This window comes from Pseudoalteromonas sp. T1lg65 (assembly GCF_051930985.1).
GTDB lineage: Bacteria > Pseudomonadota > Gammaproteobacteria > Enterobacterales > Alteromonadaceae > Pseudoalteromonas.
Window position 1 is genome coordinate 3,368,169 of record NZ_CP196837.1, and the last position, 19,654, is coordinate 3,387,822.

Annotated in this window: 17 protein-coding genes; all 17 read right to left on the reverse strand. The window is 41.1% G+C overall.

What is annotated here, in order from left to right:
* Positions 1-42 precede the first annotated feature (42 nt).
* On the reverse strand, positions 43-2,280 hold the full coding sequence (locus ACSLBF_RS14995; RefSeq protein WP_440054164.1) for a polysaccharide biosynthesis tyrosine autokinase: 2,238 nt from the start codon (positions 2,278-2,280) through the stop codon (positions 43-45).
* 14 nt (positions 2,281-2,294) lie between these two features.
* On the reverse strand, positions 2,295-2,729 hold the full coding sequence (locus ACSLBF_RS15000) for a low molecular weight protein-tyrosine-phosphatase (RefSeq protein WP_440054165.1): 435 nt from the start codon (positions 2,727-2,729) through the stop codon (positions 2,295-2,297).
* 12 nt (positions 2,730-2,741) lie between these two features.
* A complete protein-coding gene (locus ACSLBF_RS15005; RefSeq protein ID WP_440054166.1) occupies positions 2,742-3,857 on the reverse strand; it encodes a polysaccharide export protein in 1,116 nt (371 codons plus the stop codon).
* Positions 3,858-4,283: 426 nt separating this feature from the next.
* Positions 4,284-4,763: a transcription/translation regulatory transformer protein RfaH gene (rfaH, locus tag ACSLBF_RS15010; protein WP_440054167.1), complete on the reverse strand. Its 480-nt coding sequence runs from the start codon at positions 4,761-4,763 to the stop codon at positions 4,284-4,286.
* Positions 4,764-4,994: 231 nt separating this feature from the next.
* Positions 4,995-6,161 carry a nucleotide sugar dehydrogenase gene (locus ACSLBF_RS15015; RefSeq protein ID WP_440054168.1) on the reverse strand — a complete coding sequence of 389 codons (1,167 nt, stop codon included), beginning with the start codon at positions 6,159-6,161 and terminating at the stop codon, positions 4,995-4,997.
* Positions 6,162-6,170: 9 nt separating this feature from the next.
* Positions 6,171-7,310, reverse strand: a complete 1,140-nt coding sequence (locus tag ACSLBF_RS15020; protein ID WP_440054169.1) for a hypothetical protein — start codon at positions 7,308-7,310, stop codon at positions 6,171-6,173.
* Positions 7,311-7,314: 4 nt separating this feature from the next.
* Complete coding sequence (locus ACSLBF_RS15025) at positions 7,315-8,244, reverse strand: glycosyltransferase family 2 protein (RefSeq protein WP_440054170.1); 930 nt, start codon at positions 8,242-8,244, stop codon at positions 7,315-7,317.
* A gap of 33 nt (positions 8,245-8,277) precedes the next feature.
* Entirely contained in the window at positions 8,278-9,351 is a 1,074-nt protein-coding gene (locus tag ACSLBF_RS15030) for a DegT/DnrJ/EryC1/StrS family aminotransferase (RefSeq protein ID WP_440054171.1), read from the reverse strand.
* A 10-nt stretch (positions 9,352-9,361) separates the two neighbouring features.
* The gene (locus tag ACSLBF_RS15035) at positions 9,362-9,940 is read right to left on the reverse strand and encodes an acyltransferase (protein WP_440054172.1); all 579 of its coding nucleotides are present in this window, start codon (positions 9,938-9,940) and stop codon (positions 9,362-9,364) included.
* Positions 9,940-10,896, reverse strand: coding sequence for a Gfo/Idh/MocA family oxidoreductase (locus ACSLBF_RS15040; protein ID WP_440054173.1), 957 nt, complete (start codon positions 10,894-10,896; stop codon positions 9,940-9,942). The genes ACSLBF_RS15035 and ACSLBF_RS15040 overlap by 1 nt, the downstream gene beginning before the upstream one ends.
* Before the next feature lie 7 nt (positions 10,897-10,903).
* Positions 10,904-12,184, reverse strand: a complete 1,281-nt coding sequence (tviB, locus tag ACSLBF_RS15045; RefSeq protein WP_440054174.1) for a Vi polysaccharide biosynthesis UDP-N-acetylglucosamine C-6 dehydrogenase TviB — start codon at positions 12,182-12,184, stop codon at positions 10,904-10,906.
* Positions 12,185-12,191: 7 nt separating this feature from the next.
* Positions 12,192-12,935, reverse strand: a complete 744-nt coding sequence (locus ACSLBF_RS15050) for a WecB/TagA/CpsF family glycosyltransferase (RefSeq protein ID WP_440054175.1) — start codon at positions 12,933-12,935, stop codon at positions 12,192-12,194.
* A 51-nt stretch (positions 12,936-12,986) separates the two neighbouring features.
* Positions 12,987-14,063 carry a glycosyltransferase gene (locus ACSLBF_RS15055; RefSeq protein WP_440054176.1) on the reverse strand — a complete coding sequence of 359 codons (1,077 nt, stop codon included), beginning with the start codon at positions 14,061-14,063 and terminating at the stop codon, positions 12,987-12,989.
* Positions 14,063-15,145 (reverse strand): non-hydrolyzing UDP-N-acetylglucosamine 2-epimerase, encoded by a 1,083-nt coding sequence (wecB, locus tag ACSLBF_RS15060; protein ID WP_440054177.1) that lies wholly within the window; start codon positions 15,143-15,145, stop codon positions 14,063-14,065. The genes ACSLBF_RS15055 and wecB overlap by 1 nt, the downstream gene beginning before the upstream one ends.
* A 231-nt stretch (positions 15,146-15,376) precedes the next feature.
* On the reverse strand, positions 15,377-16,945 hold the full coding sequence (locus tag ACSLBF_RS15065; protein WP_440054178.1) for an asparagine synthase-related protein: 1,569 nt from the start codon (positions 16,943-16,945) through the stop codon (positions 15,377-15,379).
* Positions 16,929-18,125 carry a glycosyltransferase gene (locus ACSLBF_RS15070; RefSeq protein ID WP_440054179.1) on the reverse strand — a complete coding sequence of 399 codons (1,197 nt, stop codon included), beginning with the start codon at positions 18,123-18,125 and terminating at the stop codon, positions 16,929-16,931. Before ACSLBF_RS15070 ends, ACSLBF_RS15065 begins: the two co-directional genes overlap by 17 nt.
* On the reverse strand, positions 18,122-19,513 hold the full coding sequence (locus ACSLBF_RS15075; RefSeq protein ID WP_440054180.1) for a lipopolysaccharide biosynthesis protein: 1,392 nt from the start codon (positions 19,511-19,513) through the stop codon (positions 18,122-18,124). The genes ACSLBF_RS15070 and ACSLBF_RS15075 overlap by 4 nt, the downstream gene beginning before the upstream one ends.
* Positions 19,514-19,654: the final 141 nt, after the last annotated feature.

The following is a 19,654-nucleotide window of genomic DNA, read 5'->3' on the forward strand; positions in this document are numbered from 1 at the left end:
AAAATAAAAAAAATCCAAGCATTATGACTGAAAGTAAATTGTTCACTTACTCCCCTCAGATTTATACTCGTAGTTGTAGTACCCGTAATAGCCATAGGCGCTGGCTGACTTACGGACGACACCATTAAATACCACCCCTTTTATGTCTATCCCATTTTGCTCAAAGCGGTTTCGAGTAATTTCTAGCTCTTTGATATGGTTTTGACCGAAGCGGGTTACGAGCAGGGTTGTTCCAGCATGCGCCCCAACAATTGCAGGATCCGTTACTGCTAGAATTGGTGGTGTATCCACTATTACTAGGTCGTACATTTTACTCACTTCACTAATTAATTTACTAAAGTTTTCATGCATCAATAGTTCAGAGGGGTTTGGCGGTATTTGGCCTCGCGTCATTACATCAAGCCTTTCGACCTGTGTATTCTTTATTGTTTGAGCCAAATCTAACTGGCCAGATAAGTAGTCACTTAAACCGTTATCCCATTTCATGCCAAACTGGGTTTGTAAATAGCCTTTACGCATATCGCCATCAATGACCAACACTTTTTTGCCGCTTTGTGCTAATACAGTAGCTAAGTTGACGGTAATAAATGATTTACCCACCCCTGGGCTTGGCCCTGAAATCGCAATTACATTGTTTTTTGCCTCTAGCATTGCAAAATGCAAGCTAGTACGCAGGCTTCTAAGTGCTTCAACTGATAGGTCTGCTGGATTATCAATCGCCAAAATAGACTTAGCTTTGGCGGTTTTACCTTTACGTGCCGTGGCAAAGCCAGTCAGTTTTACCTGATAGTCAGAGAATGGAACACTAGCATAAACAGGTAAACCTAATGCTTCAATATCTGCTGGGTCTTCTATCCCTTTATGCAACGCTTTTTGAATAAGTACAATCGCCACAGCTAACATGCTACCCAACAAAGTTGCCATCGCAACAACTAGTGCCTTTTTAGGTTTTACTGGCTGGGTTGTATTTACCTCTGCATAATCGACAATGCGAACATTGCCTACGGTACCCGCACGCACTATGTCTAATTCCTGAGTTTTACCTAAGAGCAGCGTATAAATCTCGTTATTGACCTCTACATCGCGCTTTAAGCGCAATAGCTCACGTTGAGTTTCAGGAAGGCCTTGTACTTCACCTGCCAGTTCATTTCTTTGACGTTTAACCGTATCAATTTGTTCCACTACCCCACGGTATGATGGGTGCTCACGTTTAAATTTACGACCTCGCTCTAGGCGCTTTAATTCTAGTTCTTGCAGCTTAGTTTCTAATGCTACAATCTGCTCCAAAACGCCCTGTGTTTCTAAGCTAATATCGATTGATTCTTGACGAATTTGATAGTCATTAAAGGCTTTCTCCGCACGTTCTAAGTTACGCTTTACTTCAGGAAGTTGGACTTCTAAAAATTCTAACGATTGTTGTGCTTCAGCGCTGTTGCGCTCTACATTTCGGCGCACATATATACTTGCTACTTTATCTAGGACTTTTTCAGCATAAGCTGGGTTTTTGTCTTGTAAAGCTAAGTTAATAATCCCAGAATCTTTACCTTTTTCAAAGGCGGAAATTGCACTTTGTAAATCTAGGATGGTTTGCAGTCTATTACGTTTTACGATTAAGAATTCAGTATTGGGTCGTGCAATAAGTGTTTTGATGGTTAATTCAAACTTCCCAGATTTAATCTCTTGCCCCACCTTGCCAGACAGCACCTCATTACCGTCTTCACCATGCAAAGAAAAACTATCATTAGCTTGTGCTAACAAAGTAAACTCTAGCCCTTCTGCACTTTTAGGGACCCTAAAGCGGTGGATCTCTACCTTTTCACCACCCCATGCATAAGAACTTGCTCCAAAGCTTGGTTCTGCCACCTCACCTTCGCTTTGTGGTACAAACTTACGGAAGCTACGGCCTCCAATAAGCGGGAATAATTTTGGTTCAACTACGGTATCTAAATTTAGTGTGTCTACCGCTTCGCCTATGACACTCCTTGATTTGAGCAGTTCAATTTCAGTCACCGCTGCAGAGGTGCTTTCGAACATGCCCGACATATCATCAAAGCCAGGAACCGAACCACCTTTTTCTTCAACTTGCACCATCGCTGTTGCTTGGTAAATAGGCGTGCTGAATATGGCATAGGCAACGCCCAACAGCATAAATAGAGCCGTGACACCAACAATAAACCATTTTGCATCCAGTAACGCGCCAAAAAGCGCCATCAAGTCAATTTCTTGACTATCTTCTTTTTGTGATTTTTGTGGGGTAATTAGATTTGGCTGAGCATTCATATACTCGCAGTTCCTTATAAATACTTTTGCCAAGCGCTGCAGGCGCTATCGATAATTTCATAAACATGTTGAAAGGCTTCGCGCGATTGACGATAAGGGTCTGATACTTCTTTATCACCAATCCATTTGCCCAACAAAAAGGTTTTGCCACGAGCTTGTGGGTAGCGGCTGCAAAGATCGGTTAGGTGCCTTTGCTCCATTACCAAAATCAGGCTATTTTGTGCCACCAAGGTGCCTGTTAACTGGCGTCCTTGGTGCTCACTCATGTCGATACCTTGCTCACTGGCAAGCTCTAGAGCTGTGGAATCTGCAGCTTTGCCTTCTAAAGCGGTTAATCCCGCTGAAGAAATTTGTACATTTTTCCCAACTAATTTGCTTTTTAATACATATTCAGCAGTTGGACTGCGGCAAATATTTCCCGCACATACCATTAAAACACTATCAAACATGAGTACTCACAGTTATTGATTTTCTATATCTTGTATTGCATCAACTGTTGAAAGTGACGGCAATAACAAGCTGATAACCTTGTTCCAACGGGCTAGAGGCGCACTAGTAACATACACAATATCTTGTGGTTGGAGCTCAAATTGTTCTGCTAGTACCAACGACGCTACATTTTTTGCGTGTAGCTGGTATACATCAGCTAATACGCCGTCTTTTTGTAGGTCGCGTTTGCGTAGTACAAACACGCCGTTAGCATCTGCGGTACGTTCGTTGAAACCACCTACATCAGTCAACGCTTCCGCAAGGCTGAGTCCATAGCGATTTACATCAACCTTACCAGCTTTAATTACGTCACCTAGTACGTATACATTACGTTTGTCATTACGGCTGATGTGGATGATATCACCATGTTGTAATAATCGATTTTGTGAAATATCGCCTTGGGCGTAAAAATCGTCTAATTGGATGACTTCTGTTTTATCGCCGCGAGTAAAGGATACCGTTTCCCAATCCGCACTTTCTGTTAAACCACCCGCTTGGTTGATAGCATCGATCAAGGTTACGGGCGTTTCTGTGATTGGATAAACACCCGGTTTAGTTACTTCACCGGTTACGTAGGCCTTTTGGCTTCTAAAACCAACCACTTTTACATCTATCTGTGGCTCTTCAATTACACGGCTTAAGCGTTTAGTTAAGTCTTCACGCAGTTCTGTGACGGTTCTACCTGCTGCAGGCACTTTTGGGGCGTAAGCAAAATTAACAGTGCCATCCGCTTGCACGCGGAAGCCGTCAAATTCCGCAGTTCTTTGTACAGCTGCTGGAATAGTTAATTCAGGATGATCCCACACACCAATGGTGATCACATCTCCCACGCCAAGTCTATACTCGTAATTTGACACATCAATGCCAGAGAGCGCCGAACGGTCTATTTCTTTGGCTTTTTTGATTTTGTGCTCTTGAACAAGTTGCGAGTCGATGATGTGAATGTTTACTTTTTCTAGGTCTCTCTCTAGATTGGCGGTTTGCTCGCCAGAGCTTATTCCTTCAAAATGGCCACCGGGGATGATAGTACAGCCACCCATTGCAAGAAGAACAGCTGATGCAATGAAAGTTTTACAACGAAATACCATTGTAGTTTCCCAATATTATTGTAATCTTTTCTTTTTATTGCTTTTATTGCTCGTTACGAAACAGCAATTGGGCAATACATTCCTGAGCGCTAATTAAAGCACGCGTGGTTGTTAATCGCAAGTTGAGTAGGTTGCATAAAAGTCTTAAATCCTGCATCTCGCTTAGCTTTTAGAGACTCGGGATTCAAGATATCGCTATGGCGATGTTAGCGACAACCTCTTTTTGTTCTAGTGACATTGCTACTCGGAAGTTTTATGTCGGTTCTTTTCAACTTGGCTTAAGGCACGCTTCCGCCACTAGGTTACAGCTCCTAGATACTGATTTTTAAAACGGCTTCTAGTGATAATTCATCTAATTGAGCAATGGAAACAACTAAATAGAATACGACTTAAATTTTACAACATGTAGTCGTAAAGTATTAAAATTTACTCTTTCCTTTTAATCGATTGATTATCTACAACAATACTGACTGATTTATTCAGCATATTGATCAGCAGAATACTCCTGAACTCACCATCGGGCTGCTGATAGATTGCATCAATATCCCTGTAGCACGCATCGTTCAAAACGACGACATCACCTTGGTTAAACTCTGTTTGTTCTGTTGCTGACTCTTGTTGCATAAAGTGATGTACGATCTCTTCTGGAACAAGCTGCAGCTGAGTTCCGTAGCGAATAAAGTCACTTATACCGCGAGTATTTTTTACCGCAGAAAAGTGTCCAGAATGTGGATCTAAGCGAACAAATAGATAACGAGGGAACAGTGGAACTGGCTTTACAGGAGAGCTCGCTGTTTTTCGAGCAAACATAGTAGGGAAACAAGCTGTGATCCCTTGCTGTTGAAGGTTTTGTTGAGCTCGTTGTTCTTGTTTTGGCTTACAATAGACTAAGTACCAGCGTTCCATGCAATAATCGATATATACAATAAGGATAAGTTGCTATTGTACTCTTATACTCTAGCGTATCCAAGAGTACCGCAACACTTTTAACTGTTCCCATTATAGCAAAAACCAAGATGTACGAACAACTTTATTGAATAATTAAAAACAATAGCACCCGCAAAGCCTTAACCTTTGGCTCCACTCTTATAAAGGTGTCTAAGGTTACTGAACAGTGATCTCATTGGGCTGCCAACCCTAGTCGCTGCCAAATAGATCTCTTGTATAAACCTTGTCTTCTACATCTGACAATGCTTCAACCATACGATTTGAAACAATTACATCACTCACTGATTTGAACTCTCTTAAATCACGGATCACTTTGGAGTTATAAAAGGTATCATCAGTTAATACCGGTTCATAAACAACAACCTCAACCCCTTTCGCCTTAATCCGCTTCATTACACCTTGAATTGCAGATGCTCTAAAGTTATCGGAACCCGACTTCATAATCAGTCTATATATACCAACCACTTTAGGTTTGCGCTTTAAAATAGATTCCGCAATAAAGTCTTTTCTGGTGGTGTTAGCATCCACGATTGCTTTGATTATATTATTCGGCACATCTTGGTAATTGGCGAGTAGTTGCTTAGTGTCTTTTGGTAAACAGTAACCACCATAACCAAACGAAGGGTTATTGTAATGATTACCAATGCGGGGGTCTAAACACACTCCCTCAATAATTTGCTTTGAATCTAAACCATGTGATTCTGCATAGCTGTCCAATTCATTAAAATAAGCGACGCGCATTGCTAAATAAGTATTAGAGAATAGTTTGATCGCTTCAGCTTCAGTCGAGTTAGTGAACAAAACATCCACATCTTGCTTTGTCGCACCTTGTTGCAATAACCCAGCAAACAGCTCAGCTCTATCAGATTGTTCACCAACAATAATTCTTGATGGATATAAGTTGTCGTAGAGTGCTTTACCTTCTCTCAAGAACTCTGGAGAAAAGATAATATTGTCGTTATCAAATAATGCTTTTACCTTTCTGGTAAACCCTACCGGCACTGTAGATTTGATCACGATAACTGCATTCTTATTATAATGTTGCACATCTTCAATCACTGACTCTACCGACTTTGTGTTGAAGTAATTGGTTTCAGGATCGTAGTCTGTAGGTGTTGCAATAATAACAAACTCAGCGTTTTGATAAGCCAGCTTTCGATCTGTGGTTGCAGTTAAATTAAGCTTTTTGGTTGTTAAAAACTCACTGATTTCTTTGTCAACAATTGGGGACTGCTTATCATTGATTAACTCAACTTTCTGCTGGTCGATATCTAACGCAACAACTTCATTGTGTTGAGCTAAAAGTACAGAGTTAGAAAGCCCTACATAGCCGGTTCCAACAACCACTATTTTCATTACAAATTCCTATTTAATTTTTTCTTCACTATTACTAGTGAGTCTACTAGCTACCAACCGTTCAGGGTACAAGCCTGTCATTAAAATGATCAATCCAACAACCGCATAAACACTATTTATCGAACTTACCGATGCACCATTTAAAAATACAATACTAAATGCGGCCAACCTAGCTCTTGGTGCTATGTCACTGAGTTTTAGCAGCTGATTGATACTCACAAAAATAAAAATCAATCCAAGAAAGCCATGGTCGAAAACAACCCGAGTTAAATAGGTGTGTAATACCAGGGAATAACAGACTCCCGGTTTACCCGCACTAAACAGCGATTGATAATATTGTAGTCGATTACAGACACTTTCGGGCATAGGTGTAAGTGTTTGTGAGCCAATTAAGTATTCTTGCCATCCCCAGTCTGAGATAGCTTGCAAAAAGCCTTGGAAGAAAACCACTCTGTCGATGGCTTCTAAATCACCACCAGACAACCGGGAAATAAAGGTTGCCACTACACCAGCAGCAATAATTGCGACAACTAACAGCTTTAACACTGTTTTCCAGCCAAAGTCTTTAATATAGAAAACGGTAAACATAGCTAGAAAACAAATAACACCGGAACGAGAGCCGGACAAAAAGGTAACCGTTGCTAGCGCCATCCAGTCAGTCATTTTTAATGAGCGCGTAAAGCTCCAAATGGCACAGCCGAGCAATAATAAAAACATGATTTCGTAATTATTCTCGGTAAAAATCCCTGGGCGCCCTTCTTGCCTCAATGCAATCCAGATTACATACTTGATAAAAAATAGGGCCAGCAGTACATACCAAAAACGACGTAACAGTGTTTCTTGAAATAACACCTTAGAAGAAAAAAAGCACAGGATCGCTATATAAAAAAAGGCTTTATATGCAATAAAATAATCAACTGGGTGAACGCCACGCACCTTAGCTAGAGCTAGCGTAACGATCAGATAAACAATACAACAGCAAAAAATTAGCCAAGCACTTGGGCACATACGTTTCGCGACAAACAAAAATGTGCATAACACAAGTAACTCAAACAACGCATTAGTAGGCAGGATATGATACTGACCAACTACCGCCAAACTGATAAACGCCAGTGTTAGAAAGAAAAAGAGAAACTGCTTTCTAACCATGAAACTATCTCCGCTCTTTCAATGCCATATAACTACGAGCAACCCAAGACTTCGGTAACAGCAATAATAAAAATGCTGCAGCACGATATCTATCCCATTTTAATAATGGATGGGAGATAAGCAGCTTAAAAGCTTGTGTACGCTTACCCATCAATAGATTACTCTTGATACTACTCATTACCGTAAGATGTTGAAGGTACTTAACACTTGATACCAGATGTTTAGGAACTATTTTCTCATCCAACAACTTTTGAAACTCAAAAATATGCGGGGAGGGTTGTTCAAAATCCACTGGCGAATGACCAACGGTTGATGCGGTTAAGTCGTAAACGACTGAGACTGATTTGCTATAGGCGATAGGCCGTTGACAAGCAATTCTTGCCCAAACAGCCTGATCTTCCCCCAGTTTAAGCTGTTGATTAAATCCACCAACTTGCTGCAAACTAGCTTTTGATACACAAACAGAAGAAGACGTGATCGGTAAATCTGCGTTACAACAAGCCAAAAAGTAGTCTTCCATAACCCCATTTTGTTGGTTTAAATGGTGGTTTTTAGCCACCCTAAGTCCTGTATCTGTTTTAAACTCATAGCCAGTACAAAGTAGCTTGGCTTCTGGGTATTGGCTATTTAGCGAGGCAATAACAGATAGAAAATCTTGGTGCCAGTAATCATCAGCATCTAAAAAGGCGATAAACTCCGATTTCGCGGCATCGACTCCACGGTTTCGTGCCGCAGAGACCCCTTGATTAGCTTGCGAGATCAAGCGAACACCTTGGTCAGAAAACATCGATACCAATTTTGCGCCGTCATCCGTTGAGCCATCATCAACAACAATGATTTCTGCAGCAGAATGCGACTGGCTTAACACCGAGCGGATAGCTCTTTCTATAAATTCGGCTTTGTTATAAAGCGGAATAACAACAGATATATCCATGCTAATAAGCGCTCAGATAAAAAGAAATCAAGGTTAATCCCGGCATAAATATCCGTGCATAGGTAGACTCAACACACTGTTTGCCAGTTTTTCAGCTATGGGAAAATCCCCACGTTGATAACCCAAATCCTTAAAGGCGGTCTGTAAATGCATGCAAGTGCCATAATAAATCATGGTCGGAATGTCTTTAGCCTTATATTCTTGCATTACACTGTCTCGGTCTTCAACCTGAATCGTGTATTGCGCCCAAGAGCTCAGATATCCATTTGGCACCATTGGTATTTTGTGTTTACTGGCTAACTCAAGATTGTATTTTTCAGCGGCTTTATTACGATTTATCAGCTCTTGGGGAAAAGCAGCAAGCTTTTCAAGTAATATCGCGGCTTGAATGGTATCTAGACGACTGTTCATCCCAATGCGTACGTTGTCGTATTTATCTTTTCCTTTGCCGTGCACTCTCAGTGATTCTATCAAGGCTGCGTATTCATCATTATCAGTAAATAATGCGCCACCGTCACCGTAGCAACCTAATGGTTTAGCGGGGAAAAAGCTCGTGGTCGCAATATCCGCAAAAGAACCTGCTCGCTTACCATTGATTTCTCCACCAAAGCCTTGGGCCGCATCTTCGATGATTTTTAAATCGTACTTTTTAGCTAATGTCGTTAATGCCGGGTAATCTGCCGGTAAGCCAAATAAGTCCACCGCCATAATCACTTTTGGATTGAGCTTACCTTCAGCTATCACTGCTTTTATGCGCTTTTCTAAATCGAGCGGGCAAATATTAAAGGTATCTTCATTTGATTCGACGAAAACCGGGGTTGCTCCTGCAAATGCGATGGTTTCCGCCGAAGCGAAGAAGGTAAATGTTGGGCAAAAAACCGCGTCTCCGGGTCTTACATCCAATGCCATCAGCGCTAACGACAGCGCATCTGTGCCATTAGCACAGGTAATTGCATGTTTAACACCCACATAGCTGGCTAGCTTTTGCTCTAGTTCTTTAACTTCAGGGCCCATGATGTATTGACCGTGATCTAAAACATTTTGAATGCGCGCATCAATTTTACTTTTTAGTTCTTGGTACTGCGCTGCTAAATCAATAAACTGCATAAAAATTCCGTTACTTTACTAGCTCAACTAAGTTGCCCTTAAGGACATACTTATCCCCAGTGTGCGGACAAGTTGCTTCACCTTCACCAGTGAGTGGCAAATCTAATTGCTCACCATATTTGCTGATCCAACCAATTTGCTTTGCTGGTACACCCACCATCAGTGCAAATGGCTTTACGTCTTTGTTAATCACCGCGCCCGCACCGATGAGCGCATACTCACCAATCGTGACACCACACACAATTGTGCAGTTAGCCCCAAGCGTTGCACCTTTTTTTACTAACGTGTCTCTGTATTCAGTTTTACGCTCGATAAAAGATCTTGGGTTATACACATTGGTAAACACCATACTGGGACCACAAAAAACGTCGTCTTCCAAATAAACATTGTCGTAAACCGACACGTTATTTTGGATTTTAACGTTATTACCAATAGTCACTTTGTTACCGACGAACACATTCTGGCCAAGAGAGCAGTCAGCACCAATCTTGGCACCGCCACACACATGGGCAAAGTGCCAAACTCGAGAGCCTTCTCCGATTTGAGCGCCTTCATCAATAATAGCGCTATCATGCTTTTGGTAGGCCATTATATCTTGCCTTGTATAAATGGATGTAGCTCAGTTTGTGACTCGATATGTACTGTGCCCTGTCGAATTGCGTTGACAGTCTCTATGCAGTGACGAGCGTCATCTAAGCCATATCCTCTACCAGTAAGGATCTCTTGATATGAAACGGTGTGTAAATTTGTGAAGCCACCAGAAAACTCTAACTCGTCACCATCACAGGTGATGGAGCGATAGGTAGGTTGCTTACCTTTGACAGACTCTGGTAAGTCATTGGCATCTATTGATAAAAACCATTTAACTCTGGCATTTTCATACTCTAAATACCCTGCCGCTTTATCGTTATTCATAAAGTGCAAATCATTACGCTGCAAGTTTCCGAAAATGAAGTGCAACATATCGAAAAAATGTACGCCAATGTTAGTTGCAACACCAAACGACTTGCGAGGGTCGCCTTTCCAGCTTTGCATATACCACTTACCACGTGAAGTAATGTAAGTCAGCTCAACCTCATGCTTTTGCTCAGCTGTGGAATTTGCAACTTTGTCTTTTAAGTCAAGAATAGCTTGGTGATGTCTCAATTGCAGAATGTTATAAACTTTTTGGCCTGTCTCTTGTTCAACTTGAATAAGATCATCCAATTCCGCCAACGTCGGTACCAAGGGCTTTTCACAAATTACGTCGCAGCCTAAACGTAGTCCTGCGGTAATGTGAGCATGATGCAAGTAGTTGGGAGAGCACACTGAAACATAATCAAGACGAGTTGTATCGTCTCGTTTTAACTTATAAGCATGATCGTAAAAGCACTCAAATTCAGTAAAGAATTCACTTTGAGGTGAAATACTGTCGATTATTCCTACTGAGTCGTTGATGTCATACGCCACGGACAAAAAATTACCCGTCTCTTTAATCGCTTTCATATGACGTGGTGCAATGTAGCCTGCCGCACCAATTAACGCGAAGTTTTTTACTTTATCCATTACTCAGTTACAACCTTATATCTGCATCTTGAGGATTTAAAACATGTTTCACGTCATATAAAACGTGTTCAGCTTTACCATAGGCTCTAATCTTCTCAACTCCCCACTCTTTAAATTCAGAGTGGTCGACAGCCAATACAATACCGTCATATTGGCCTAGCTGAATTTGCTCAATGAGTGAAATACCATATTCCTTTTCAACCTCATCACTACTTGCCCAGCCGTCATAAACATCGACTGACATATTAAAGTCGTTAAGTTCTCTCACCACATCGATGATTTTGGTATTTCTGACATCTGGGCAATCACCTTTAAACGTAAAGCCTAAAACCAAGACTTTGGCTTCATCGATATGAATTTTTCTGCTCGACAGCTTTTTAACCAATTGCGTAGCAACGTATTCGCCCATACCATCGTTAATACGACGACCCGCAAGAATAACCTCAGGACGATACCCGACTTCTTCAGCTTTATAAGTTAAATAGTAAGGATCGACACTAATACAATGACCGCCCACTAATCCGGGTTTGAACTTCAAGAAGTTCCACTTGGTACCTGCCGCATTAAGCACTTCTTCGGTATCGATATTTAATCGGTTAAAGATTTTTGCAAATTCATTAATCACCGCAATATTAAGATCTCGCTGAGTATTTTCGATGACCTTAGCGGCTTCAGCCACTTTAATTGACGAAGCTTTATGAGTACCAACCGTGATAATGGTTCTATACATCTCATCGATATAATCAGCCACTTCTGCGGTTGAGCCCGAGGTGATTTTAGTGATCTTGGTCAGGGTATTAACTTTATCTCCCGGATTAATCCGCTCCGGTGAATAACCTGCATAAAAATCTTGATTAAACGTAAGTCCGGATACCTTCTCGATAATTGGAATACAGACTTCTTCCGTTGCACCGGGATAAACCGTACTTTCAAAAACAACAATATCATTATTGTTGATGTGTCTGCCTACCAATTCCGACGCTTTTTTTAATGGTGTTAAATCTGGCGCATGGGTATCGTCAATAGGCGTCGGCACCGTGACAATATAAATATTGCAATCAGCCAAGTCGTTTTCGTTGAACGAGTAAGATAATTTTGTCGCTTCCGCTAACTGCGCTTCGTTTACTTCTAATGTGGCATCGAACCCATTTTGCAATTGTTCAACTCGGCGCTCATTTATATCAAAGCCCAAAACGTCAAAATGCTTACCAAACTCAGCTGCCAGTGGTAGGCCAACATATCCAAGGCCAATAATGCCTATTTTTTTTGATGGTGAAGGAGAAAACATACCTTTCCTATTTCTCGCGAGGGTTAGCTTGTTGAACGGATTGAATGCGTTTGTTTTTCATCTGTACTCGTAGATAACTGAAAACAAACTTAGGATATTCTTTTACCAAGCGTCTGCGAACGTGTTTATGTAGCACCGCTCTTTGTAACCAACGTAATCCAAGCTTTTTGATTAATGGGTGATAATAGTCCGCTTTTATCGCCGACTGTTCGATAAAACCGCCACAGGTAAACAACAAGGCCGGTGTTTTCAATTCAGATTTTAATTCGACAATGAACTCATCTTGCCTTGGCGTACCCATTCCGCAAACAATGATTTCAGGCTGCTTGATGTTTAACTCAGCCACGACTTGTTGTTTTAATTCACTGCTGTTTAAATAGCCATGATGTTGATAAACAACGTTGAGATTTGGGAACATTGATTGATAATTTTTTACTGCAGTATCGACCAACCCCGGCTTTGCACCAATAAATGCAATAGACTTGCCGGTTTCGTTGGCAAACTTCAGTACATCGACGGCAATAGATGAGAAGTCAAAACTTAGACGCTGGATTTTATTGTGGTTAAAAGTGTTATGCAGCTTGGTATGCAGCGAACCGTCCGAGAAAACAACATCAAGCCCAGATAATAATCGCGCATTTTTACTCAACAACGAATAAGAGAAAGGGTTCACAAACGTCACTGCAATACTGCGAGTGAGTCCATTTATACTCTCACCTAGTAAATTGTCGAAGGCTGTTTTAGAAGACAACTTTGTGTCTAACACTCTTGAATGAATCAAACTATCTATACACCGTGTTTATTAATTTAACTTATCTAAAATGCTTTTAAGCTTACTTTCCATGCTTAAGTTTTGCTCTGCGTACGCTCTGAGCTTAACAGGCGACATTAGTTTACGCTCAGGCAACGTGGCAAGCAATTCTGCGATGTCATCTACTGAATCACTATTACTCACCATTAAGCGGATCTCTGAGTTTTCTGGAAAATCAGGATCGTGAGCTGCACCAATCACACTTAGACCACGAGCAACATATTCACGCGTTTTAAGTACCGATGCTTCTTCTAAGCCGATACGATAAAGTCCAAGGCTGGCCACACCAATGTGCGCATGGCTAAACTGCGCATCTAATTTAGCGCCAGAGAGAAACCCCGTAAATACGACCTTATTGTCAATATTAAGCGCTTTCGCCAGTGATTTAAGCGGCTCTAGTGCTTCTCCTTCACCTACAATGGTCAATTGTAACTGCGGTGCACTTGGCTGCTGCTCAAGCTTAGCTATCGCTTTCAACAGTCGGTCATAGCCATGCCATTGAGCAAGCTGTGCAACGGCAATTAAATTCAATGTATCGCCAGAACACCATGCTGCGTTTGCAATAGGCAAATTGTTTGGAATATTAATACCATTGCCAATTTTAAGTGTCTTATGCTTAACGCCGAATAAATACCACGCTGATTCTTGCGCATATTGCACGATCAAATTAGCCGGCAATAACACCCAACTGGCCGACAACAATGATATCAGCTGTTTAAAAATGCGCACAACAAGCCGAGGCTCTGCGGTTTTAAGCTCAACAAGTACAGACTTTCTTGGTGTCGGCACGTCTACGACTATTTTTGCTCCTTTTAATCTAGCGACTAAAAGAGGAAAAAATAAAAATGGAAACAACAAACTAGAAAAACGCACAAATACGACTTCGGTCTTTGTGTTGAACAATGCCTTGATAAAACCCCAAGCACCAGATAAATTTGGCGAAAATAGCGTTGACTTGGCACTTAGTCCCAGTTTTTTGGCCGAAGCAACGGTGCTTTCAATCTTCTTTGCGACACCTGGAGTTTTTTCAGTGTCGACGAAAGCAATATATTCAAATTGCTGCTTCATTACGCCTTTTCTGCTTTCAATAATGCATCCAATATATCGTTTGCGGCCTGACCTGAGCCATATAAACTTACTGCGTTGTCTAAGTTTGTAGTTTTCGCATTAACAACCGCGTCAAGAATCGCATTCGTATCCGCACCAACAAGCTGATTCATGCCAGCTTCGACCAGCTCAACCCACTCTGTTTGGTCACGCATTGTAATACATGGTTTGTTGAAAAAATACGCTTCTTTTTGTAAACCACCGCTATCCGTAAGTACCAGCTCGCAATTTTCCAGCAGCCAAACCATTTCAAAGTAGCTAACAGGCGGTATCACATCAAAATTAACTTCTAGACCCAATCCTTCGATGAGCTTTTTTGTTCTTGGGTGGATTGGACAAATTATAGGGGTCGTTTTGGACAACGCATTTAATGCTGTAATTATGCTTTTTAAACGGCTTGCATCGTCGGTGTTTTCTGCACGATGAATAGTACAAAGATGAAACTCTTTGTAGTCGGAAATATTTGGACGCTTTGCATCCTTGGCATAAAAGCTAGCGGCATCAAGCATCACATCACCCACATTCAGTACCTGACAACTTTTGCTAGCAAAGCCTTCATTATGAAGGTTGTTTACTGCGGCCTGGGTAGGGCAAAAAAGAATTTCACTAATTTGGTCGGTAAGAATGCGGTTAACTTCTTCTGGCATTCGCATATTAAAACTACGCAATCCGGCTTCCACGTGCGCGACTGGAATATGTAATTTTGCTGCAGCTAATGCGCCTGCAAGTGTTGAGTTAGTATCACCATAAACCAATACCCAGTCAGGCTTCTCATCTAACAGAACTTTTTCAATCTGTTCAAGCTGGCGGCCCGTCATTTGACCATGAGTACCCCCACCAATACCTAGGCTGTAATCGGGTTTAGGAATTTGCATTTCTTGAAAAAACACATCGCTCATATTGGCATCATAGTGCTGCCCAGTATGAATAATGATCTCTTTTACGGTATTCTCATTGTGTTTATTGTGTTCTCTGACAGCGCGACTGAATGTAGCGGCTTTGACAAATTGTGGCCTCGCCCCAATTACTGTTACAACTTTCATAAATATGTAGCCAATTTAGTTGAGAATATACCTAGTAGCGCAAATTACTACTTTAAAAATAAATGTGTGAATAAACACAATCCGTGAACCGACGAATTTTACCTTATTACCATACCTAGACACAACCGATAGTCCTTTAATTCCCTGTTAAGATGACACTCTTTGCGCAAAGTTGGGCGAATATACCACGATGAATATATAAAACTGTTAAATATTGCAATCACGCTACTTTTACGAAATTTTTCCCCACTGTGACTTTAAGAATAGCTGGCAATATATTCCGATGATGGTGTAGCCAAACTTATTGTATTCTGCTTTTTGCTGTTCAGATAAAAGGGCGCCAAAAGCGAGGAAGTGATTGTCAAAATCACTACGTAATTTTCGGCGATAGATGATCCGCTTTATGCTCTTAGGCAGATAAGCATACACGGTATGCGCTAGCTTCCTTGCAAGGCTGAAATCAGCCGCGTTTTTATCTGCAATGTTACTGTGCTTGCCAACAACATCGGTGAACTTTTGGGCAACATAGGCATTGTACCAAAGCCTTTGCTCTCGCAGTTTTAGCGGTACCTCACACCAAAATTCGACAAATTCCTTATCCCATAAAGGCAACCACCACTGTAGACCAAAAAACTCATATACGCGGACCGAATTAATAATGTATTTGCTTTGCCGCTCTCGCCAGTCCCACAACTCGTAAGCATTGGCAAATTCAACATCGCTCATTGAAGGTGAAGGTGATAGCTGGGCATCTAGGCTTGCTTTTACCGATTGATAATGCTGTTGCGATAGCTCTTCTAGTGGCTGTTTATCGTAATGGTCCTGCAAAATTTGTGTTACTAAGTCGGCGCCAGAAAATTGCTTTCGCTCAAAAACCTTACTTGGAATATGAGAACCCGCGACAAAATCACCGCTATGCCCCGGCACAAAGATAGCGTCACTTTCAATAAGGTTGTTTTCCTTCAGCTCCTTTACCGCAAGCCAGTCTTGAATATGAGGAAGTGAACTCCCCTGGGATGCCATTGCCTGAAACTCAGTAGATTTTTTAGAAAACCATGCTTTTTTCCATTTTTCTTTGGTATATTCGATAAAATGCCAAGGAAAGCCGAGCCCATCTGCAATTTGTTTACTCAATGATGCTTCATGATTGCCTGCCAAACCATACGAAAAGCAAACCACATTATCGTAACCTAACCGCTTAATCGTTGAGGCGATCAGTCTTGAATCAAACCCACCGGAAAGTGGTAATACAATTTGGCGTCCGTTCGCGACTGTTGTTAAGCGCTTAAACACCGTTTCAACGGCTAAATCTAACTTCTGCCTGAGCAGAGCTTCATCAAAGTCAGCTGGTTCATGATGATGAAAAACAAAGCAATCCTGTTTAGTTACTTTACCTGTAGTTTTGCATATTACGACTCGCTGCCCCGCTTCTACTTGGTGAATTTGAGGATGAAGCGTATTTGAGCCACAAACATACCCAGTTAGTAAAAACTCACTTTCACTTAAATTACTATACTCTCGAGATACTAGCTGAGCATTTAACCAGTTATACTCCTCAGAGTAATAAATACACTCATCAACAACCGCATAAAATAATGGGATTGATCTCGCTCTATCAGCAACTAAGTAAACTGCACTTTCGTTTTCGTATAAAAAAGCAAAAAATCCAGCAAAATCGGAAAGTGAGAAGCCTGAGACAACCTTGGCGATAATAGCTTCAGCTTTGGCAAGCTGTTGCTCAAAGTACGCATAACCGAATTGAATAAAATTAGCCTGTTGCTTTTTAACGACTTGATACATCAATTTTTCCTGATATTTGTGCTAACTGAGCGTCTAGTTGCGTGACTATAGCTTGGGTAGAAAATCGCGTTTTAATGGAGCTTGCAATACTCTCACTATCAAATTCTTCTCGTTTATTGCACATCGTTTGCATAGCCTGATACAAAACATCAGCGTTATTTGGTTCGATCAGCATGCCGTTTTTTTGATTGACAAAATCAATCGCTCCACCGGTATTCGTTGCGATAACGGGTAAGCCTACGCTCATTGCTTCTATATACACAAGTCCAAAGGCTTCATACTGGCTCGGAAGCACAAAAACATCCGCTTGTTGTAGTTCGGTCTGCACCTGTGCTTGAGTTAGGTGCCCTTTAAATACAACCTGTTTTTCGACTTCCAGATCTGACACCAGTGCTTTGATGGTTTGCAAATACCAACCATCACCAACTATGGTTAACGATGCGCTCTCTCCCGCTGCCTGTAATTTTGCAAATGCTTGTATTAATGTTTCATGACCTTTTAGTGGCGTTACATGTGCAACACAAATAAACCGACAATGCGCATCATTTCCATGCTTGTTTTTGAGGGTAAAACGGTCAACATCAACCATATTGGCTAATACATCTATTGGTGTTTCAGAACTGAGAGATGCCAGATAAGGGACTAGTTTTGAGGATACGCATAGTACTTTGCTCGCACCTAATAACCCCGCTCTCACTTGAGGAAGCATCATTTCCTTTTTTTCAGCGCGATTCACAAACTCATTGTTGATAAATCGCCCTCGATGTTCAGTAATGAGATAAGCGATTTTGTACTGCGTTGATAGCTTGCTTGCTGCATATCCCGCCCAAATCAGGCTATGTGCATGGATCACATCAGGGTGATAATTCAAACTACGGCGTAATTTAGCAAAAACCCGTTTGGTCTTAAACGCAAACAGTTCAGCATACAAAGAATAAAATTTAGGCATACCAGGAACAGAAGCTCGGCAAACTCTGAGCTTGCCTTCTTGTGTCACAGAAAAAGCGCTTAAACATAGTGACAGCCAAGCCCAAACCCATTGAATAGCATTTCTAGGTGAAACGCGTTCAATACTCAGTACAGTAACATCATGGCCTAAGTCTACTAGCGCGTCAGCCTGCTGTTGCACAAATTCCCCCTTGTGAGGGGGATACCAAGAAGGTAAAACTAGAATCTTCAAATCTTTTTCCTAAATAGTAACAACGCAACCGGAAAAATCACTAAGACAGTTACTAAGAAACCTACAAGCAGGTTATCTGTTACCAATAAACTATTAATGATAAAACTGGGTATGCCCAATAGAACGAATGCTTTGATATGGTACTTAAAAGTGTTTATAAAAGAGATTTGTAGTTGTGAAAAAACCAAGGTAATAAAAGCACAAACCACCACTGCGTTGATCAGCGAAAAGAACATAATCGCATGTTCAAAAGGTAAAAATGAAAGCGCGAAAACACTACCAACGCGAATAATACATGCAATAAAATCGAAGCCTGCTGCTAGCTTTTGTTTTTCCATCGCCACTAACACAGTGCTAATAGGAGAAGCGGTAAACACAAAATAAATCCATATCGCAATGTACTGTGCTATTTCTCCTGCCGCATACCAGCCATCACCAAATACTAACAAAAATATCTCTGGTAAAAATGGCCAAGTAACAGCCATTATTGGCATGGCTAATAAAATCAAACGGGTATGGATGTCTTGTGTTTTCAGCGCTAAATTGCCTTCTAACAAATAGTGTTTAGCATTCGACATAAACACATTGCCCACCGCATTTCCCACTAAGGTGACAGGCGCAAATAACATTCTATGCGCCAAAATATAAAGTCCAACCAATGCTGGGGAGTAAAAACCTGAAAACAACACCACTGGCATCATGGTACTAGAGGTGTTTGCAAGAGAAGCCCAAAGTGTAAACTTAGGAAAATTTTGATAGCGCTTAGCTACAGCAAGCAAGCGACAAGCCCTGTATGGTACAGATTTAAGTACGCTACGTTGCTGCACTAAAAATATAAAGCTAGAGGCTAAAAAGCCAGCAATGTGACCAAGTAATAAGCCAAACACACTATAGAAAGATAGTGTAATTTGGGTAACAGCAATAACGATTGCTTGAACCACTTTCGAAATACTAAGCGCTTTAAAAGCGCCTGTTTTGATGGCATAAAAATGTAGTAACTGATAACTACCACACACAAACAATGCCAATGGTATTAAGTACAGCTCGGTATCATTTAACGATAAGTTTAATTGCTCGATTAAAACCCGATCAAAGCAATAAACAATAATACCAACCACACTACACACTACAATTATCAGTAAGAAGCAAAGGTGAAACAGAGGCTTGGCAATAGATGCCTGCTTTATCAAAGGCAATGCAAGCTCGTACTTCAAACTAGCCAAAACCAATAAGATAGTCACAATACTTACAAATACACCAAAGTTGCCAAACTGCTCAGCACTATATAGACGAGTCAAAATAGGCGAAATCAGCAGTAAAACAAGCTGTGCGGACGCGGTACCAGACACCAGCGTCAGTATATTGTTGAAAAAGGTACTTTTTGCCAAACTCGTTTCTTTTAAAATTTTTGATTAAGGGTTAGTTACAAAGAGGCGTATTGTGAGTAATCACCAGTATCAAAACTACTAAGACTAAGTTTAAAGGGGTGATCTTATCATGCTCAAACCATCATCTCATTAATCTTACGT

Excerpts from the sequence above, each read along its gene's own strand:
- ACSLBF_RS14995 (WP_440054164.1), bottom strand. The coding sequence starts at position 2,280 with ATGAATGCTCAGCCAAATCTAATTACCCCACAAAAATCACAAAAAGAA.
- ACSLBF_RS15000 (WP_440054165.1), bottom strand. The coding sequence starts at position 2,729 with ATGTTTGATAGTGTTTTAATGGTATGTGCGGGAAATATTTGCCGCAGT.
- ACSLBF_RS15005 (WP_440054166.1), bottom strand. The coding sequence starts at position 3,857 with ATGGTATTTCGTTGTAAAACTTTCATTGCATCAGCTGTTCTTCTTGCA.
- rfaH (WP_440054167.1), bottom strand. The coding sequence starts at position 4,763 with ATGGAACGCTGGTACTTAGTCTATTGTAAGCCAAAACAAGAACAACGA.
- ACSLBF_RS15015 (WP_440054168.1), bottom strand. The coding sequence starts at position 6,161 with ATGAAAATAGTGGTTGTTGGAACCGGCTATGTAGGGCTTTCTAACTCT.
- ACSLBF_RS15020 (WP_440054169.1), bottom strand. The coding sequence starts at position 7,310 with ATGGTTAGAAAGCAGTTTCTCTTTTTCTTTCTAACACTGGCGTTTATC.
- ACSLBF_RS15025 (WP_440054170.1), bottom strand. The coding sequence starts at position 8,244 with ATGGATATATCTGTTGTTATTCCGCTTTATAACAAAGCCGAATTTATA.
- ACSLBF_RS15030 (WP_440054171.1), bottom strand. The coding sequence starts at position 9,351 with ATGCAGTTTATTGATTTAGCAGCGCAGTACCAAGAACTAAAAAGTAAA.
- ACSLBF_RS15035 (WP_440054172.1), bottom strand. The coding sequence starts at position 9,940 with ATGGCCTACCAAAAGCATGATAGCGCTATTATTGATGAAGGCGCTCAA.
- ACSLBF_RS15040 (WP_440054173.1), bottom strand. The coding sequence starts at position 10,896 with ATGGATAAAGTAAAAAACTTCGCGTTAATTGGTGCGGCAGGCTACATT.
- tviB (WP_440054174.1), bottom strand. The coding sequence starts at position 12,184 with ATGTTTTCTCCTTCACCATCAAAAAAAATAGGCATTATTGGCCTTGGA.
- ACSLBF_RS15055 (WP_440054176.1), bottom strand. The coding sequence starts at position 14,063 with ATGAAGCAGCAATTTGAATATATTGCTTTCGTCGACACTGAAAAAACT.
- wecB (WP_440054177.1), bottom strand. The coding sequence starts at position 15,145 with ATGAAAGTTGTAACAGTAATTGGGGCGAGGCCACAATTTGTCAAAGCC.
- ACSLBF_RS15065 (WP_440054178.1), bottom strand. The coding sequence starts at position 16,945 with ATGTATCAAGTCGTTAAAAAGCAACAGGCTAATTTTATTCAATTCGGT.